Source organism: Rhodococcus sp. NPDC003383, assembly GCF_053589115.1.
This window is the reverse complement of the sequence record NZ_JBSFRG010000044.1, coordinates 24,402-39,867: the sequence shown is the minus strand read 5'-3', so window position 1 is coordinate 39,867 and position 15,466 is coordinate 24,402. Positions and strand designations below refer to the sequence as shown.

Below are 15,466 nucleotides of genomic sequence, written 5' to 3'. Positions count from 1 at the left end.
TGTGAACGTGTTGTGGGCGATGCTCCGCGACGAGGCGGTCTACCAGCCCGCGTCTACCGTCGCGGCGGCTTGACAACTTCATTGAGATTCCTCCTGATCCGTGTTCCGGCCGCCGGCTCAGACCGACGCCGTGATCGGGGCGCCGAGGAACGCCAGGGCGTTGTCCCGCATGATCTTCCGCGTGTCCGCCGCGCCGAATCCGGTGAGTTCCTCGGTGAACGACAGCGGTTCGGCCAGGCCTTCGCCGTGCGGCCAGTCGGAGCCGAACAGGATACGATCGGCGCCGATCTGCTCGGCCAGGCGCGGCAGGTCGTCCTCGTAGTACGGGGCCACCCACACGTGTTCGCGCAGCGTCTCGACCGGATCGTCGGGGAACGACCGCGGCGACTGGTTCGCGAGTTTCGCCATCCGCTTGGCGAGGCGGTGCACCCAGTCGGAGCCGTTCTCGATGCTGGCCACGCGCAGCCCCGGATGCCGGTCGAACACGCCGTGGATGATCAGCGAGGCCATCGTGTCGTGGATCGCCCGGTCGTCGACGAGGATCTTGTCGAGGGCGTCGCCCGGACCGAACGGCTCGAAGGTGTCCTTACCGCCCCACATCGCGGCGATCTTCAGGTAGCCGCTGTCACCGAGGTGGAACGCGACCGGCACGTTCGCTTCGGCGAGACGTGCCCAGACCGGGTCGTGGGAGCGGTCGCCGAGCGATCGAGGCCTGCCGATGCCCGGCACCGGCGCGGGCCGGATGTGCACGATGCGGGCGCCGCGCGCGAGCACGAAGTCGACCTCGGCCACCGCGGCCTCCGGGTCGGCGAGCGAGATCATCGGGGCCGCCAGGATCCGTCCGTCGGGCCGGTCGAATCCCCAGTCCTCGTCGAGCCACAGGTTGAAGGCGTGCAGCGACGCCATGGTGGCCGGAATGTCTTCGCGCAGGGCTTCTTCCACGCCGCACCCGAAGGTGGGGAACATGAAGATCGTGTCGAGCGACTGCTTCTCCACCACGGCGACGCGGGCGTCCCGGTCCCGGTACTCGGGTCGCAGTTCGAGTTCCTCGACCCTCATCAGTGTGACCGGGTCGACGCCTTCGGGGACCTGCCCGCGGAACAGCGGGTCCAGGCAGCCGGGCACGATGATCGGGTCGAAGGTGGGGTTCGGGATGAACCGGTTGACCTTGTTCCCGATGATGGCGACGTGCCGCTGCCCGTCCTGCACGATCTGCACGCCGCGGCGGCGGAAGTTCTTGTCGAGGTGCCGGGTGAAGGCGTCCAGCGGCTCGTAGTAGTGGTTGTCGACGTCGATCGCACGGTAATCGAGCGTGGTCATCGTCTACCTTCTTCCTGTCTCGAGCGGGTCGTGTCGACGGGTCAGGGCACGATCGCGGTGCGGGTCACCGGTTCCGCGACGGCCTGCCGGGCATAGATGCCGCGCTGCAGCGACAGCAGCAGCGCGTTGCGGGTCTCCTCGGGGCGGATCAGCTCGTCGAACCCCATCTGTTCGGCCGAGCGGTAGGACGCTTCGAGTTCCATCGCCCGCAGCGTGGCGTCGAGGTCGGCGTCGGCGCCGGAGGCGTTGCTCAGCGCTGCCGCGCTCATCGCGCCCATCGTCGCCCCCGGGTACGCGTAGGTGGCGGCCTGGCCGTCGAACCCGATGAGCGACATCACCATCGACCCGAATCCGTAAGCCTTGCGCAGTGTCACGTGCAGTTTCAGGGTGGTCGCGGTCGTCTGTGCGACGAACATGCGGGCGCCGGCGCGCAGCACGCCCTCGCGTTCGGATTCACTGCCGGGCAGCATGCCCGGGTTGTCGGTGAGGAACACCAGCGGCAGGTGGAAGGCGTCGGCCACAGCGATGAAGTGCGCGGCCTTGTCGGCCGCGGCCGCGTCGATCGATCCGGCGAGCACCTGCGACTGGTTCGCGACCACGGCGACCGGATGCCCACCGAGATGCGCGAGCGCGCAGATGATCGCCTCGCCGTACTTCGGTTGCACCTCGAACCAGTCGCGGGTGTCGAAGACGACGTCGAGGACGGTGCGCATGTCGTAGGTGCGCCGGTTGTCCCGCGAGACGATGTCGAGCAGTTCCGGTGTCTCGCGCGGGTTGGAGTACTCGTCGGGTTCGGTCATCTGCGGGTACGACCAGGCGCTCGGCGGGAAGTACGACAGGTAGCGGCGGATCTCGTCGAGGACGTCCTCGTCGGTGTCGGCGACGTTGTGGATCACACCGCTCGCGAGCGCGACGTCGGGTCCGCCGAGGTCTTCCTTCGTCACGTCCTCACCGGTGGACATTTTCACCACGGGCGGTCCGGCGGTGAAGATCGATCCCTGCCGGCTCATGATCGCGAAGTCCGCGACCGGCGCGACGAGGGCACCGTGTCCGGCGGACGGGCCGAGCACCGCCGTGACCATCGGCACCTTCCCTGAGCACCGGGCCTGCGCCAGCAGGTCCGTCGGGGTGCGGCCGTAGTGGTCGCCGGTGGGGCGGAATCCGGCGCCCTCGAGCAGCATCACGAGCGGAACCTTGTTGCGCACCGCGAGTTCGGCCAGCCGGTACCGCTTGGAGTTGCTGCCGGGCGCGATGGTGCCGGCGAGGGTGGTGAAGTCCTCGGCGCCGACCATCACGGGCAGGCCGTGGATCAGTCCGGAGCCGGCGACGATCGCGTCGGCGGGTACGTCGCCGCCGACGAGGGTGCCGAATTCGTGGAAGGTGCCCGGGTCGAGGAGGCGCTCGATCCGGGCGCGCGCGTCGAGTTTGCCCTTGCCGCGGTGTTTGGCGACGCGCTCGGTCCCGCCCATCGCCAGCGCATGGTCGCGCCGGCGTTCGAGGTCCGCGAGGGTGTCGTCCCAGGTCCCGGCATCGGTCATGCGTGGTCCTTCGAGGTGAGGGCGGTCAGGTCAGCGTGTAGCGGATCGGCAGGTGCTTGAGTCCTCCGACGAACGTGGTCGCGGTGCTCGCGGGTTCGCCGTCGAGTTCGATCGCGGTCAGCCGCGGCAGCAGTTCGGTGAAGAACTTGCGGATCTCGAGCCGCGCCAGCCCGGCGCCGAGACAGAAGTGCACACCGAACCCGAACGCGACGTGGGTGTTGGGATCTCGGGTGATGTCGAACCGGAACGGATCGTCGAAGACGTCCTCGTCGCGGTTGCCGGACACGTACGACAGCAGCAGCGAATCGCCCGCCGCGATCGGCACGCCCCGCAGGGTCGTGTCCTCGGCGGCCGTGCGCATGAACGCCTTGACCGGGGTGACCCACCGGATGATCTCCTCGGTGGCCCGTGGCATGAGATCGAGCTCTGCACAGAGTGTTTCGCGCTGCTCCGGGTTCTCGATCAGTGCGTGCAGCCCCCCGGAGATGCTGCTGCTGGTGGTGTCGTGACCGGCGGTGGCGATGAGGGTGTAGTACGACATGGTGTCGATGTCCGACAGCGGCTCGCCGTCGATGCGGGCGTTGGCGATGGTCGACGCGAGGTCGTCGGTGGGATTCTCGCGGCGGGCCGCGGTGAGCGCCGAGAAGTACTCGAACATCTCGAGCAGCGAGTTGATCTTCTCGTCGGCAGGCGTGGCGCGTTTGAGTTCGTCGTCGTCGCTGCCGACGAGTTCCTGGGTGAGCTTGCGCATCTTCGGGAAGTCGGATTCGGGGACACCGAGCAGCGACATGATCACGTAGAGCGGGAAGTCGATCGCGATGTCCTGCACGAAGTCGCACGCGCCGCCGTACTCCCGCATCCGATCGACGTACCGCCTCGCAAGTTCCTCGATCCGGATCTCCATGGCCCGCATCGACTTCGGGCGGAACCAGTCGGCGGCGATCGCCCGCACCACCCGGTGCTGCGGGTCGTCCATGTGGATCAGGGTCCGGACCCCGGCGGCGGCCTGCATGGCGTCGGATTCCTCGGGCATCAGCACCGGCCGCGGCCAGTTGGTGAAGCGGTCGTTCGCGCGTTCGATCGCCATGATGTCGGCGTGCTTGGTGACGGCCCAGAACGGCTTGTAGGACGGCACGTCGACACGGGCCACCGGCGCCTCGGCGCGCAGTTTCGTCAGCGCGGCGTGCAGGCGCGGTTCGTCGGCGTATGCCGCGGGTTCTGCCAGCACTTTCGCGGCTTGCTCGACGATCGACATGCTCATCCGTGGCACTTTCGTTCGGTCCGAGAAGCGTTGTTCCGGGCATCAGAGTGATTTATAGTGAGCCTTACTGTCAAGCATTCTATAACTCTTTCCGTTACGGCGGACCGCAATCTCCGGGTGATGGGAAGCAACCTCCAGAGGTGATCAGTGGACAGCTCCGTCCGAGACGAATCGGCCACCGCCACACTCGACTTCCGCGACCCGTATCCGTTCTTCGCTGCGCGCCGCCGCGAGGGAGGCGTCTTCCACGGCACGGTCATGGACTACTCACGCACCCCGGAATCACTGCGTCCGGCGGATTCGTATGCGGCGCTCACCTATTCGACGGTCAGCGCCGCCCTGCGCAACGACCGCGTGTTCAGCTCCAAGCTGTACGACGCGACCATCGGCGTGTTCATGGGGCCGACCATCCTCGCGATGAGCGGCACGAAGCACCGCGCCCACCGCAACCTGGTGTCGGCGGCGTTCAAGCCGCAGTCGCTGCGGGTGTGGGAACCGGACATCGTGCGGCCGATCTGCAACGCGCTGATCGACGAGTTCGCCGGCGACAGCCACGCCGATCTCGTCGCGGACTTCACGTTCGAATTCCCGACCCGCGTGATCGCGCGGCTACTCGGGCTGCCCGCCGAAGACCTTCCGTTCTTCCGCAAGGCCGCGGTGTCGATCATCAGCTACGCCGGCAACGTGCCGCGCGCCCTGGCGGCGTCCGAGGACCTGAAGAACTACTTCCTCGGCCACATCGAACAGCGACGGTCGCAGCCGACCGACGACATCATCAGCGATCTCGTGACCGCCGAGGTCGAGGGCGAGAACCTGACCGACGAGGCGATCTACTCGTTCCTGCGCCTGCTGCTCCCGGCCGGCCTCGAGACCACCTACCGGTCGTCGGGCAACCTGCTGTACCTGCTGCTGCGGCACCCGGACCAGTTCGCCGCCGTGCAGGCCGACCACGGCCTGATCCCGCAGGCCATCGAGGAGGGTCTGCGCTACGAGACCCCGTTGACGTTCGTGCAGCGGTACACCATCGAGGACACCGAACTCGGCGGTGTCCCCATCCCCGCCGGGGCAGTGGTCGATCTCGTTCTCGGTTCGGCGAACCGGGACGAGGACCGATGGGAGCGACCGGAAGAGTTCGACATCTTACGAAAGACGCTGCCGCACATCAGCTTCACCGCCGGTGCCCACACCTGCCTGGGCTTGCACCTGGCGCGGATGGAGACGCGGGTCGCCGTCGAATGCCTGCTCACGCGGCTGACGAACTTCCGGCTGCAGGACGACGGCGATCCGCACATCACCGGGCAACCGTTCCGCTCCCCCAACCGACTGCCGATCACGTTCGACGTCGTCTGACCACCGGAAAGGAACGTTCGTGACCGACGAGTCCGTCCTGCTCACCGACCTCACCGACGGGGTGCTCACGCTGACCCTCAACCGCCCGGACCGCCGCAACGCGATCACCTCGCAGATGTGGACGTTGCTGGGCGAACGGTTGCGTGACGTCGAACCGGGTCACGACGTGCGCGCGGTCGTGCTGACCGGCGCGGGCGGCACGTTCAGCAGCGGGGCCGACCTGTCCGCCACCGCGGGCATGGACAAGTTTCCCGACCCGAGCGAGGAGACCCGCCGCGTCAACGACACCGTGCGACTGCTGCACGGCCTGCCGGTCCCGACGATCGCGAAGGTGCGCGGCGTCACCGTGGGCGCCGGATGGAATCTGGCGCTGGGCTGCGATTTCGTGGTCGCGACCCCGGAGGCGCGCTTCTGCCAGATCTTCACCCGGCGCGCCCTGTCGATCGACACCGGCGGTTCGTGGCTGCTGCCGCGGCTCGTGGGGCTGCAGCAGGCCAAGCGGCTGACGATGCTCGCCGACATGATCGGCGCCGACGAAGCACACGCGCTCGGTCTGGTCACGTGGCTGCAGCCCGAAACCGAAATCGACGGATTCGTCGACGCCCTCGCGACCCGGCTCGCGGCCGGCCCACCGATCGCGCTGGCGCAGACCAAGTCCCTCATCGACCACGGGATCGACCGCACGCTGGACGAAGCGCTCGACGGGGAGGCCGCGGCGCAGGCGGTGAACCTGGCGGCACCGGATGTGCTCGAAGCGTTCGCAGCATTTGCCGAGAAGCGCGACCCGGTCTATCGCCGCACCTCCGTCGCCGAGCGCTGACGCTCCCCCTGTTTTCCGAGCGAGCGGTACATTCAGTCGATCCAAGGAGACGAGCGGTACATTCGCTCGGGCACCACCGCCGACGACGCGCCGGCGACCTCACGAAATCCTGCTCAGCCGCCACCACTCGCCGGCATCGGTGTCGCTCGTGCGGTCCCGCCCGGCGGCGGCGAGAACGTGGTCGCGCCACAGACCCGGCAACACGCGGTTGCGGATCGAGGCGTGTTCGCTGACCAGCGCGAGCGGCCACCACAGGGCGCGGACGTAGTCCCGCGCGCTGTCGGCGCCGTCCCACTGGTAGAAGCCCCGGTACCGGCCCGCCTCGTCCGCGGTGAGCCACAGCTTCGACACGAACCCGGGAAAGCCGGCGAACAGGGGCGTGTTGAGCATGCTCTCGGCGCGGAACAGCACGTGTCCACGGCCGCGCACACCGCGCAGCCGGAATGTGACCACCAGGATCACCGGTTCTGCCGGCTCACCGCGATCCGCCACGGTTTCGCGGTAGACCACCGCGGACGTTCCGTCGGCGAAGGTCATCGTCCGACCCTTGTTGCCGGTCGGCAGGTGCAGACGCCGGTGGGCCAGCAGCGACGCGGTGCGTCCGGCGCAGCGCCCAAGACGCGGCAGCGCCGTGCGCAGCGGCAGCGGTTCCGGCCGGTCGTCCGGCTCGCCGCCGGCTCCGAGCGGTTTCGGTGCAGGATCGCTCGCAGTCATCGCCCAGTCCCGTCGTATCGGTGATACGGACATCGGAGACGCTACGCCGCGCTCATGTTCGGCACGACCTGATCCTTGTCGGCAGAGGTCCTCTTCTTGTCGGCAGACGTCCCGGGACGGCGCCTCGAGGTGCCGAACCGCGCATCCGCGATACTCGGTGACGTCCGAGGAGTCCCATGGAACGGAGCGAAGGCGTGAAGGATGCATCAGCGGGTCGGTCTACCAGGGCCATTCACGGCACCACCGTCACCGACGCCTACGGTGCGCCGCACATGCCGGTCTACAACACCACGACCTTCGCGTTCGAGAACACCGCGGCGCTGCTCGACGTCGCCGACGGACGCGTCCGCGGCCCGCTCTACACCCGCTACGGCCTGAACCCGACGATCTTCGCCCTCGAGGAGACGATGGCCTCGATCGAAGGTGCCGCCAGCGCGTTGGCGTTCTGCTCGGGGATGGCGGCCGAAACCGCGCTGTTCGTGCACTACGGCCGCGACGGGATCGTGTGCGTCGGCGATGCCTACGGCGGCACCATGGAACTGCTCGGCAATCAGCTCGCGCAGCTCGGGATCACCACCACGTTCCTGTTGGGCGACGAACTCGACCGGCTCGAGGACGTGCTGCGCGACGGAGCGAAGCTGGTGTTCTTCGAGACTCCGACCAACCCGGCGCTGGGCATCTATGACATCACCGCGATCTCGGAGCTGGCGCACCGTTACGGCGCGAAGGTCGCGGTCGACAACACCTTCGCCTCGCCGGTCAATCAGCGGCCGCTCGAGCTGGGCGCCGACCTCGTCTCGTATTCGGCGACGAAGTACCTCGGCGGGCATTCCGATGTCACCGCCGGATTCGTGCTCGGCGCAACCGAACTCGTCGAACCGCTGAAGGCCTGGCGGAAGAGTTTCGGTTCGACTATCGCGCCGGAAACGGCGTCGATGCTGTCGCGCAGCCTGCGCACCCTCGTCGTGCGGGTGCGTCAGCACAATGCCAACGCGCAGGCGGTCGCCGAGGCGATGGAGGCCGATCCGCGAGTGTCGCGAGTGCTGTATCCGGGACTGCCGAGCTTTCCCGGTCACCTGCTGGCGGCGAAGCAGATGTCCGGGTTCGGCGGGGTCGTCACCATCGAGGTCGCGGCGGACGCAGAGACGACCGTGCAGGTCGTGGACCGGCTCGAGTTGTTCGCGTTGGCGCCGAGCCTCGGTGGGGTGGAAAGCCTGGTGACGCAACCGGTCACCACCACCCACTACGACCTCTCCCCCGAAGAACGCGAACGGCGCGGGATCACCGGATCGATGATTCGCCTGTCGATCGGGCTCGAGGACGCCGACGATCTGATCGCCGACCTCACCCGGGCGCTCGACGTCGTCGGACGCTGAGTTCGGCTATTCGAGTCCGTGCGCCACGGCGAACGGATCACGGTCGGGGTCGGTGTGCAGCTCCAGCTCGATCTCGCGCGCGGCACGTTCGGCTTCCTCGCGGCCGAACAGGTACCTGAGCAGAGCACCCGTCATGTCCATGCCGGCGGCCACCCCGGACGAGGTCCACCGGTCGCGGTCGTGCACCCATCGTGCGCGGGGCGCCCATTCGACGTCGGTGCCGTGGCCGGATGCCCACTCGAAGGCCAGCTTGTTCGACGTCGCCCGATACCCGTTCAGCAGCCCGGCGGCGGCGAGCAGCGCGGACCCGGTGCACACCGATGTCACGATCGTCGCCGTCGATGCCCACTCCCGAAGCCAGGTGAGGAAGCGTTCGTCGCGGACAAGGGAGCGGGTGCCCATCCCTCCGGGCACCATCACGATGTCCGATTCCGGTGCGTCGTGGTAGCTCGCGGTCGCGACGACCTCGGTTCCCTGGCTGCTGCGGACCGGTCCTTCGTGCGGCCCGAGCATCAGCACCTCGACCGAATCGGGGAACCTGCTCAGCAACGCCACGGGCCCGAAGACGTCCAGCAGTTCGAAACCGTCGAACAGGACGATGGAGACGCTACGCGTTGCCGATCCGGTCACCTTCCGAGTCTTGCACGACGTCGGCGTGCCCCGGACGACATCGCCACCGATCGTCCGCCGTTCCGGCAGGATGGGACATGAGCCGAACCACGGGAAGGAGCGCCCGATGTGTGGACGCTATGCGAGCACGAGCACCCGCGACGACCTGATCGCGGCGTACGAAACCGCAGCCACGGTCGGTGACGAACTGCCCCCGTCGTACAACATCGCCCCCACCCAGCGAGTGAACGTCGTGCTCGAACGCGCCCCGCGAGACGAACCCGACGCCGAACCGGTTCGGCAGCTCAACAGCACGACCAGGTGGGGGCTGGTTCCGTTCTGGGCGAAGGACCCGAAGATCGGTTCCCGCATGATCAACGCGCGCTCCGAGACCGTCACGAGCAAACCCGCGTTCAAAGCGGCCGCGGCGCGTCGGCGCTGCATTCTGCCGGCCGACGGCTACTTCGAGTGGCTGAAGGACGAGAACGGCAAGAAGATCCCGTTCTTCCTCCACGCCGACAAACCGCTCGCGATGGCCGGCCTGTACGAATTGTGGCCGAATCCGGAGCTGCCCGAGGACGATCCGAACAGGTGGCTGTGGACGTGCACTGTGCTCACCCGACCGGCGACCGACGCGGCCGGGCACATCCACGACCGCTCCCCCGTGTTGCTGCCGGAGTCGTTCATCGACCCGTGGCTCGACCCGACCCTCACCGATCGCGACGACGTCGAAGCCCTGCTCAACTCGATCCCGGAGCCGCATCTGCACCCGTACGAGGTGAGCACCGCGGTGAACAATCCGCGCAACAACTCCCCGGAGCTACTGCTTCCGGTGAACCCGTGACGGCGACCCGATCCCGTCGGCGGGCGGAAACACCTTTCCTACACCGAGTTCCGCCGGTCCCGCTCACACGAGTGCATTCAGCACCTGCCCGATAGGGCCCGTCTCCGGTTTCGGCGAGGTGCAGTCGGACCAGTGCTCCGAATCGCTCAGCGTGAACACGGTGCGGTCCTCCGGTTCCCGGCCGGGCAGAACGAGCACGCGCCATCGCGGGATCCATTCGCCGATGTCACCGCCGAGGTCGAGAGCCTGGGCGATCGCGTCGACGTCGTGGTGCTGGAACTCGACTCTGTTTCCGTCCCAGGACAATTGCACGGTTTTTCCGTCGACGATCTCGACGAGCACGTGCACCGCGAGATCGCGGTCCGCGAGGGCGTGCCGAGCACGGATGTGATGGACGTGATGGCCGTCGTGGTACGAGCGGCACGTGACGGCGGTGCGGACGATCGAACGAGCGACAAGGATCATCGTGTTCCTCCGGGTAAGCCCCGGGACGGGGCGCTCCTGTCCGAGCCGGTCGGTCTCGGACCGCTTCGTCACCCGAACCACCCGCGAGCGTGGGGTTGGTGTGCCGTCCAGTCGGGGCTTGGCGACGGCAACTCGTGAAGCACCGTCACTGTACCGCATCCCTCGGTGTGCCTTTGTGGCGGCCCCAACCGCCACTAGTGCACACCGGCGGCGGAGCCGCCGGGATCGGGGACGTGGAAGTGCTCGTCGCGCAGGCGGAATGCTTCCTTGGTCCCGTGTTCGGCCCTCGTCTTGACGAAGTTGAACTCACCCGGCCCGAACTGCAGGTTCGTGCCGAAGGCGTGGAACAGATAGCTCGCGACCTCCTCGCCCTGGTAGGCCTGACTCTGCTCGACGAGCCGGAACGCCTCCTTCGCGATGACGACCCCGTCGGCGGGCATCTTCGCGGCCTTCTCCGCCCAGTACCGGGCGCGTGCGGTGACCGCACCGGGCTCGCACGTCTCGGTGAACACTCCGAGGTGTTCGACGGACGCGGCGTCGACGATGTCTCCCGTCAGCAGCAGCCGTCGCGCGAGGACCGGTCCGAGCCGGTGGAAGAACATGTGCAGGCTGCCCAGCGCCGGGCCGAGGAACCGGGTGGCGGGCATCCCGATGCGGGTGTCCCGCGCGATCACGGAGATGTCGGTCATCAGTGCCATCTCGAACCCACCACCGAGCGCGTAACCGCTGATCTCCCCCACCGTGACCTTCGGATAGCCCAGGAACTCGTGGTAGAAGCCGAATGTCTTGCGGTCGACGGTGAGACGGCGCCGCTGGCTGGGCCGGCTCTTCTGCGAACGGTCCCACTCACCCTTCGTGCCATACCACCCATATGCGTTGTTCATATCGGCTCCGGTACTGAACACACCGTCGGCGCCCCGCAGCAGCACGACCGTGATGTCATCGTCCTGCGCGACGTCGTCGAGGTATCGGGCGAGCGCGTCGCGCATAGGGGCGTCGTAAGAATTGCGGCGCGCGGGGTCGTTGAGGGTGACGGTCGCGATGCGGCGATCCGGATCCACGTCGAAGAGGACACGTCCGTCCGCGGCACTGGAGCTCGTCATCGTTGTCTCTCTTCCGCTGGATCGGGCATAACGGTATGGGATACTGTAGATACACCAGTATGGCTGTCATCTCCGCAGAAGGAAACACATGCCGTTCGACACGATCGAGTACGAAGTCGACGGGCACACGGCCACTCTCACGCTGAACCGGCCCGAAGCCCTCAATGCGCTCAGCCCCCACATGATCACCGAACTGCGCGCCGCGTACGCCGAGGCGGAGAACGACGACAAGGTCTGGACGCTCGTCGTCACCGGCACCGGCCGCGCGTTCTGCACCGGGGCCGACGTCAAGGAGATCCCCGGTGACGGCAAGGTGATCAACGAGCGCCCGTATCTGTCGACCTACGAACAGTGGGAGGCGCCCCAGGAGGGCACACCACCGTTCCGGACCATGACGAAACCGATCGTCGCCGCGATCAACGGTCTGTGCTGCGGCGCAGGACTCGACTGGGTCACCACCTGCGACATCGTGATCGCCTCGGAGGAGGCCACCTTCTTCGACCCGCACGTGAGCATCGGCCTGGTCGCCGGCCGCGAGATGGTCCGGGTGTCCCGGGTGCTGCCCCGGTCGGTCGCCCTGCGCATGGCGCTCATGGGCAAACACGAGCGGATGAGCGCCGCGCGCGCATACGAATTGGGGATGGTCACCGAGGTCGTCGAGCACGACCGGCTCCTGGACCGCGCCCACGAGATCGCCGGCATCGTCAATTCCAATGCGCCCCTGGCGGTTCGGGGAACACGGCTGGCGATCGTCAAAGGCCTGAACGTCCCGCTGCACGAGGCGGAGATGCTGGCCGAGTCGTTCCGCGAACGCGTGACCCGCACCGAAGACGCCCTCGAGGGCCCGCGCGCGTTCGTCGAGAAGCGGGCACCCGTGTGGCAGTGCCGGTGACCACGCACGCATTGTCCGCGCGCATCGCCGCGGTCCTTGCGCTCGCACCGGATTCGCCGATGGTCGAATTCGACGACGCATGGGTGTCGCGAGGGCGGATGCGCGACGCAGTGCGCCGGATCGCGTCGACCCCCGGCGCCGACGGTGAGGTGGGGATCCTGCTGCGCAACCGCCCCGAGTTCGTCGCCGCGCTTCTCGGCGTCCTGGCGGTGGGCGGCACCGTCGTGGTGATCAACCCCGCACGCGGCGACGACCGCACCCGGGCCGACATCGCCGCACTCCGGCTGCCGCTGATCATCGGTGGTCCCGACGACCTGCGTGCCCTCGTCGCACCCTTACCCGGCACCGTGACCGTCGAACTGAGCGGTCTCGATGCCGAACCACACCTCATACCCGCGACTGTCGGACCGGAACTCCGCGACAGCACCGGTGTGGCGGTTCGGATGCTCACCAGCGGCACGACCGGACCTCCCAAGCGCATCGACCTGACCTACGACATGCTCGCTCGCAGCGTCCTGGGACCGGACGCGAACCGCGCACCCGCACCGACCCGGCCGCGCACCGGTGTCGCCATCGTCAACGCACCGCTCGTCCACATCGGCGGGGTGTTCCGGGCCCTGCAATGCGTCACCGAAGCGCGGCCGTTCGTGCTGCTCCCCCGCTTCGAACTCGATCGGTGGATCGCCGCGGTACGCACGCACCGGCCGCGCGCGGTGTCGTTGGTGCCGGCCGCGCTGCGCACGGTGCTGCATTCCGACCTCGGCCGCGAGGACCTCGCGTCGATCGAGGTCGTCACGTCCGGCACCGCACCGCTGTCCGCCGACGACGCGGACGCCTTCCACGACAAGTTCGGCATACCGGTACTCACGTCGTATGCCGCGACCGAGTTCGGCGGTGGCGTCGCGGGCTGGACCCTGCCCGAACATCGCCGGTACTGGCAGACCAAACGCGGCAGCGTCGGCCGAGCGAGTGGCGGTGCGCGACTGCGGGTCGTGGACGACGACGGCGCAGTCCTGCCCGCCGACCGTCCCGGTCTGCTCGAGGTCAAACCGGGCCAGCTCGGCCCGAAATCGGAGTGGATCCGCACCACCGACCTCGCCCGCATCGACGAGGACGGGTTCGTGTGGATTCTGGGCCGCGCCGATCAGGCGATCATCCGCGGCGGTTTCAAGGTCCTGCCCGACGACGTGCGCGCCGCGCTGGAACAGCATCCCGGGGTCGACGGTGCCGCGGTCGTGGCGGCACCGCACTATCGGCTCGGTGAGGTGCCCTGCGCCGTCGTCGAACCGCGGAACGGGGTCACCGTGACCTCCGACGAACTCGTCGAATTCCTGCGAACCCGGCTGGCGCCGTATGAGATTCCGGCACGGATCGTGTTCGTCGGTGCGCTTCCCCGAACTCCTTCCGGCAAGGCCGATCTCGGCGTGGTCCGCGCGCTGGTCAGCGAATCCAGCGGGAACACCTGAGCCGCTGCGGTCAAGACGTGACGGTCCCGGAGGGCGTCGGCCCATCCGTCGGACGGTGCGGAAGGCGACCGCGGGTACGTCGCCGCGAACGGCGGTGAGCGGCGTTCAGTGCGAGATCGACGATCCTCCGTGTCGGAGCCGCGAACGGCGGTGCCGCCATGGCGGTGACGGCGAACGGCAGGTCGGTGCCGACGATCGTGCGGTGGTGGCTGAACGTGTCGAACCCGGCCTTGCCGTGGTAGGCGCCCATGCCGCTGTGCCCGACCCCGCCGAACGGCGCGTCGTCGGGGAGCATGTGGATCGCGAAGTCGTTTCGGGCGACACCGCCGGTGCGGGTCCCGCGGACGAAGCGGCGGAAGTCCGGGCCGTCGGGACCGAACCAGTACGCGACCAGCGGCGACGGCCCGGCGTTGACCCGGCCGATCACCTCGTCCAGCGCCGTGTACGGACGGACGAGGACGACCGGTCCGAAGATCTCCTCGCTCGCGATGCGCATGTCGTCGGTGACGTCGCGGACGACGGTCGGCGCGATCTTGCGGGTCACCGGGTCGGGTAGGAGTTCACCCGCGGGCGCCACCGGCTCGATGCGCGCACCTCGGGTCCGCGCGTCGTCGAGCAGCGCCAGGATCCGTTCGTAGTTCGCGGTGTCGACGCACGCGGTGTAGTCGTCGTTGCCGACGATGGTCGGGAACATCGCGCGCAGCGTCGACTGCAGCGTGACGGTGAACGCGTCGATCCGGTCGGCGGGTACGTACACGTAGTCGGGGCACACGCACACCTGGCCACCGTTGACCATTCGCGCCCGGGCGATGCGCTCGGCGGATCGGTGCACGTCGGCGTCGGATGCGACGACGACGGGGTTCTTCCCGCCGAGTTCGAGCGTCACCGGTACCAGGTTCTCCGATGCGGCCCGCTGCACGAGCTTCCCGACGCGGGTCGAGCCGGTGAAGAACAGGTGGTCGAACGGCAGTGCGGAGAACTCCGCTGCCACGTCGGCGCCGCCGGTGACGACCGCGAACTCGATCGGATCGAAATAGGACGATGCAAGCGACCGCGTGAGTTCTGCTGTGTGACCGGTGATCTCGGACATCTTGATCATCACGCGATTGCCGGCGGCGAACGCGGCCGCCGCGGGCAGAACGACGAGATTGAGCGGGAAGTTCCAGGGTCCGATGATGCCGACGACGCCGAGCGGGGTGGGCTGCACCTCGGCGCGGATTCCGTAGAGCCGGGCGCCGGGCTTCGGGTTGCGCGGTTTCATCCATTTGTCGATGTGGGCGCGGGTGTGTTCGATCACCGAGAGCATGCCCATGATCTCGGTGAACAGTGTCCCGGTGCGCGCACGCGTCCCGAAGTCGGTGGACAGCGCGTCGACGTAGGCGTCGCGGTTGTCCAGAACCATCGCGACGAGCCGGTCGATCCGGTCCCGCCGAACCGCCGCGGTGGGTGGACCTTCCGCCAGGAACGCCCGACGCTGCTCGTCGAGCAGCGTGGTGAGGTCCGGTGCCGGGTGGAGGCCGGTGGGATTGTCGGCGGTGCCGGTGCTCATTCGCTCAGCCTTCCGGTCGAGTCTGATCGGCAGGCTCGACGCCGACCGCACGAACTTCGACCCGTCGGCGGATATCGATCCCGTAACATCAACTGTAATACCGAACACTCGTCTGGAAGTCCGAATACAGGGGGATGCTGTGACCGGCCGACACTACAT

14 protein-coding genes and 1 riboswitch are annotated in these 15,466 nt (G+C 68.0%); of the genes, 6 read left to right on the top strand and 8 right to left on the bottom strand.

Annotated elements, in window-relative coordinates:
- Positions 1–117 precede the first annotated feature (117 nt).
- The 3 genes from ACWDTS_RS26250 to ACWDTS_RS26240 are packed head-to-tail and all read right to left on the bottom strand — an operon-like array spanning position 118 to position 4,119.
- Positions 118–1,320, bottom strand: coding sequence for an amidohydrolase family protein (locus ACWDTS_RS26250; protein ID WP_450119329.1), 1,203 nt, complete (start codon positions 1,318–1,320; stop codon positions 118–120).
- Between the two features lie 41 nt (positions 1,321–1,361).
- Positions 1,362–2,858: an acyl-CoA carboxylase subunit beta gene (locus tag ACWDTS_RS26245; protein WP_450119328.1), complete on the bottom strand. Its 1,497-nt coding sequence runs from the start codon at positions 2,856–2,858 to the stop codon at positions 1,362–1,364.
- A 25-nt stretch (positions 2,859–2,883) separates the two neighbouring features.
- On the bottom strand, positions 2,884–4,119 hold the full coding sequence (locus ACWDTS_RS26240; protein WP_450119327.1) for a cytochrome P450: 1,236 nt from the start codon (positions 4,117–4,119) through the stop codon (positions 2,884–2,886).
- A gap of 147 nt (positions 4,120–4,266) precedes the next feature.
- Here ACWDTS_RS26240 and ACWDTS_RS26235 point away from each other — a divergent pair, with 147 nt between their 5' ends.
- Both ACWDTS_RS26235 and ACWDTS_RS26230 read left to right on the top strand, forming a co-directional pair.
- Entirely contained in the window at positions 4,267–5,469 is a 1,203-nt protein-coding gene (locus ACWDTS_RS26235; protein ID WP_450110708.1) for a cytochrome P450, read from the top strand.
- Between the two features lie 19 nt (positions 5,470–5,488).
- The gene (locus ACWDTS_RS26230) at positions 5,489–6,289 is read left to right on the top strand and encodes an enoyl-CoA hydratase/isomerase family protein (protein WP_450119326.1); all 801 of its coding nucleotides are present in this window, start codon (positions 5,489–5,491) and stop codon (positions 6,287–6,289) included.
- Positions 6,290–6,388: 99 nt separating this feature from the next.
- Here the strand turns inward: ACWDTS_RS26230 and ACWDTS_RS26225 are convergent, their stop codons facing one another.
- Complete coding sequence (locus tag ACWDTS_RS26225; RefSeq protein WP_450119325.1) at positions 6,389–7,003, bottom strand: hypothetical protein; 615 nt, start codon at positions 7,001–7,003, stop codon at positions 6,389–6,391.
- A gap of 194 nt (positions 7,004–7,197) precedes the next feature.
- On the opposite strand from ACWDTS_RS26225, the gene ACWDTS_RS26220 reads away from it, so the two are divergent.
- Complete coding sequence (locus ACWDTS_RS26220; protein ID WP_450119324.1) at positions 7,198–8,379, top strand: trans-sulfuration enzyme family protein; 1,182 nt, start codon at positions 7,198–7,200, stop codon at positions 8,377–8,379.
- 6 nt (positions 8,380–8,385) lie between these two features.
- Here the strand turns inward: ACWDTS_RS26220 and ACWDTS_RS26215 are convergent, their stop codons facing one another.
- Positions 8,386–9,009: a DJ-1/PfpI family protein gene (locus tag ACWDTS_RS26215; RefSeq protein ID WP_450110704.1), complete on the bottom strand. Its 624-nt coding sequence runs from the start codon at positions 9,007–9,009 to the stop codon at positions 8,386–8,388.
- Positions 9,010–9,115: 106 nt separating this feature from the next.
- On the opposite strand from ACWDTS_RS26215, the gene ACWDTS_RS26210 reads away from it, so the two are divergent.
- Positions 9,116–9,832: an SOS response-associated peptidase gene (locus tag ACWDTS_RS26210; protein WP_450110703.1), complete on the top strand. Its 717-nt coding sequence runs from the start codon at positions 9,116–9,118 to the stop codon at positions 9,830–9,832.
- A 63-nt stretch (positions 9,833–9,895) separates the two neighbouring features.
- On the opposite strand, the gene ACWDTS_RS26205 is transcribed toward ACWDTS_RS26210, so the two are convergent.
- Entirely contained in the window at positions 9,896–10,297 is a 402-nt protein-coding gene (locus ACWDTS_RS26205; RefSeq protein WP_197255728.1) for a hypothetical protein, read from the bottom strand.
- A 27-nt stretch (positions 10,298–10,324) separates the two neighbouring features.
- Positions 10,325–10,437, bottom strand: a riboswitch (SAM riboswitch).
- A 54-nt stretch (positions 10,438–10,491) separates the two neighbouring features.
- Positions 10,492–11,400, bottom strand: a complete 909-nt coding sequence (locus ACWDTS_RS26200) for an enoyl-CoA hydratase/isomerase family protein (RefSeq protein ID WP_197255730.1) — start codon at positions 11,398–11,400, stop codon at positions 10,492–10,494.
- A gap of 88 nt (positions 11,401–11,488) precedes the next feature.
- On the opposite strand from ACWDTS_RS26200, the gene ACWDTS_RS26195 reads away from it, so the two are divergent.
- Positions 11,489–12,292, top strand: a complete 804-nt coding sequence (locus tag ACWDTS_RS26195; protein WP_197255732.1) for an enoyl-CoA hydratase/isomerase family protein — start codon at positions 11,489–11,491, stop codon at positions 12,290–12,292.
- Positions 12,289–13,758: a class I adenylate-forming enzyme family protein gene (locus tag ACWDTS_RS26190; RefSeq protein WP_450119323.1), complete on the top strand. Its 1,470-nt coding sequence runs from the start codon at positions 12,289–12,291 to the stop codon at positions 13,756–13,758. Before ACWDTS_RS26195 ends, ACWDTS_RS26190 begins: the two co-directional genes overlap by 4 nt.
- Positions 13,759–13,768: 10 nt before the next feature.
- On the opposite strand, the gene ACWDTS_RS26185 is transcribed toward ACWDTS_RS26190, so the two are convergent.
- On the bottom strand, positions 13,769–15,307 hold the full coding sequence (locus ACWDTS_RS26185; RefSeq protein ID WP_450110700.1) for a coniferyl aldehyde dehydrogenase: 1,539 nt from the start codon (positions 15,305–15,307) through the stop codon (positions 13,769–13,771).
- Positions 15,308–15,466: the final 159 nt, after the last annotated feature.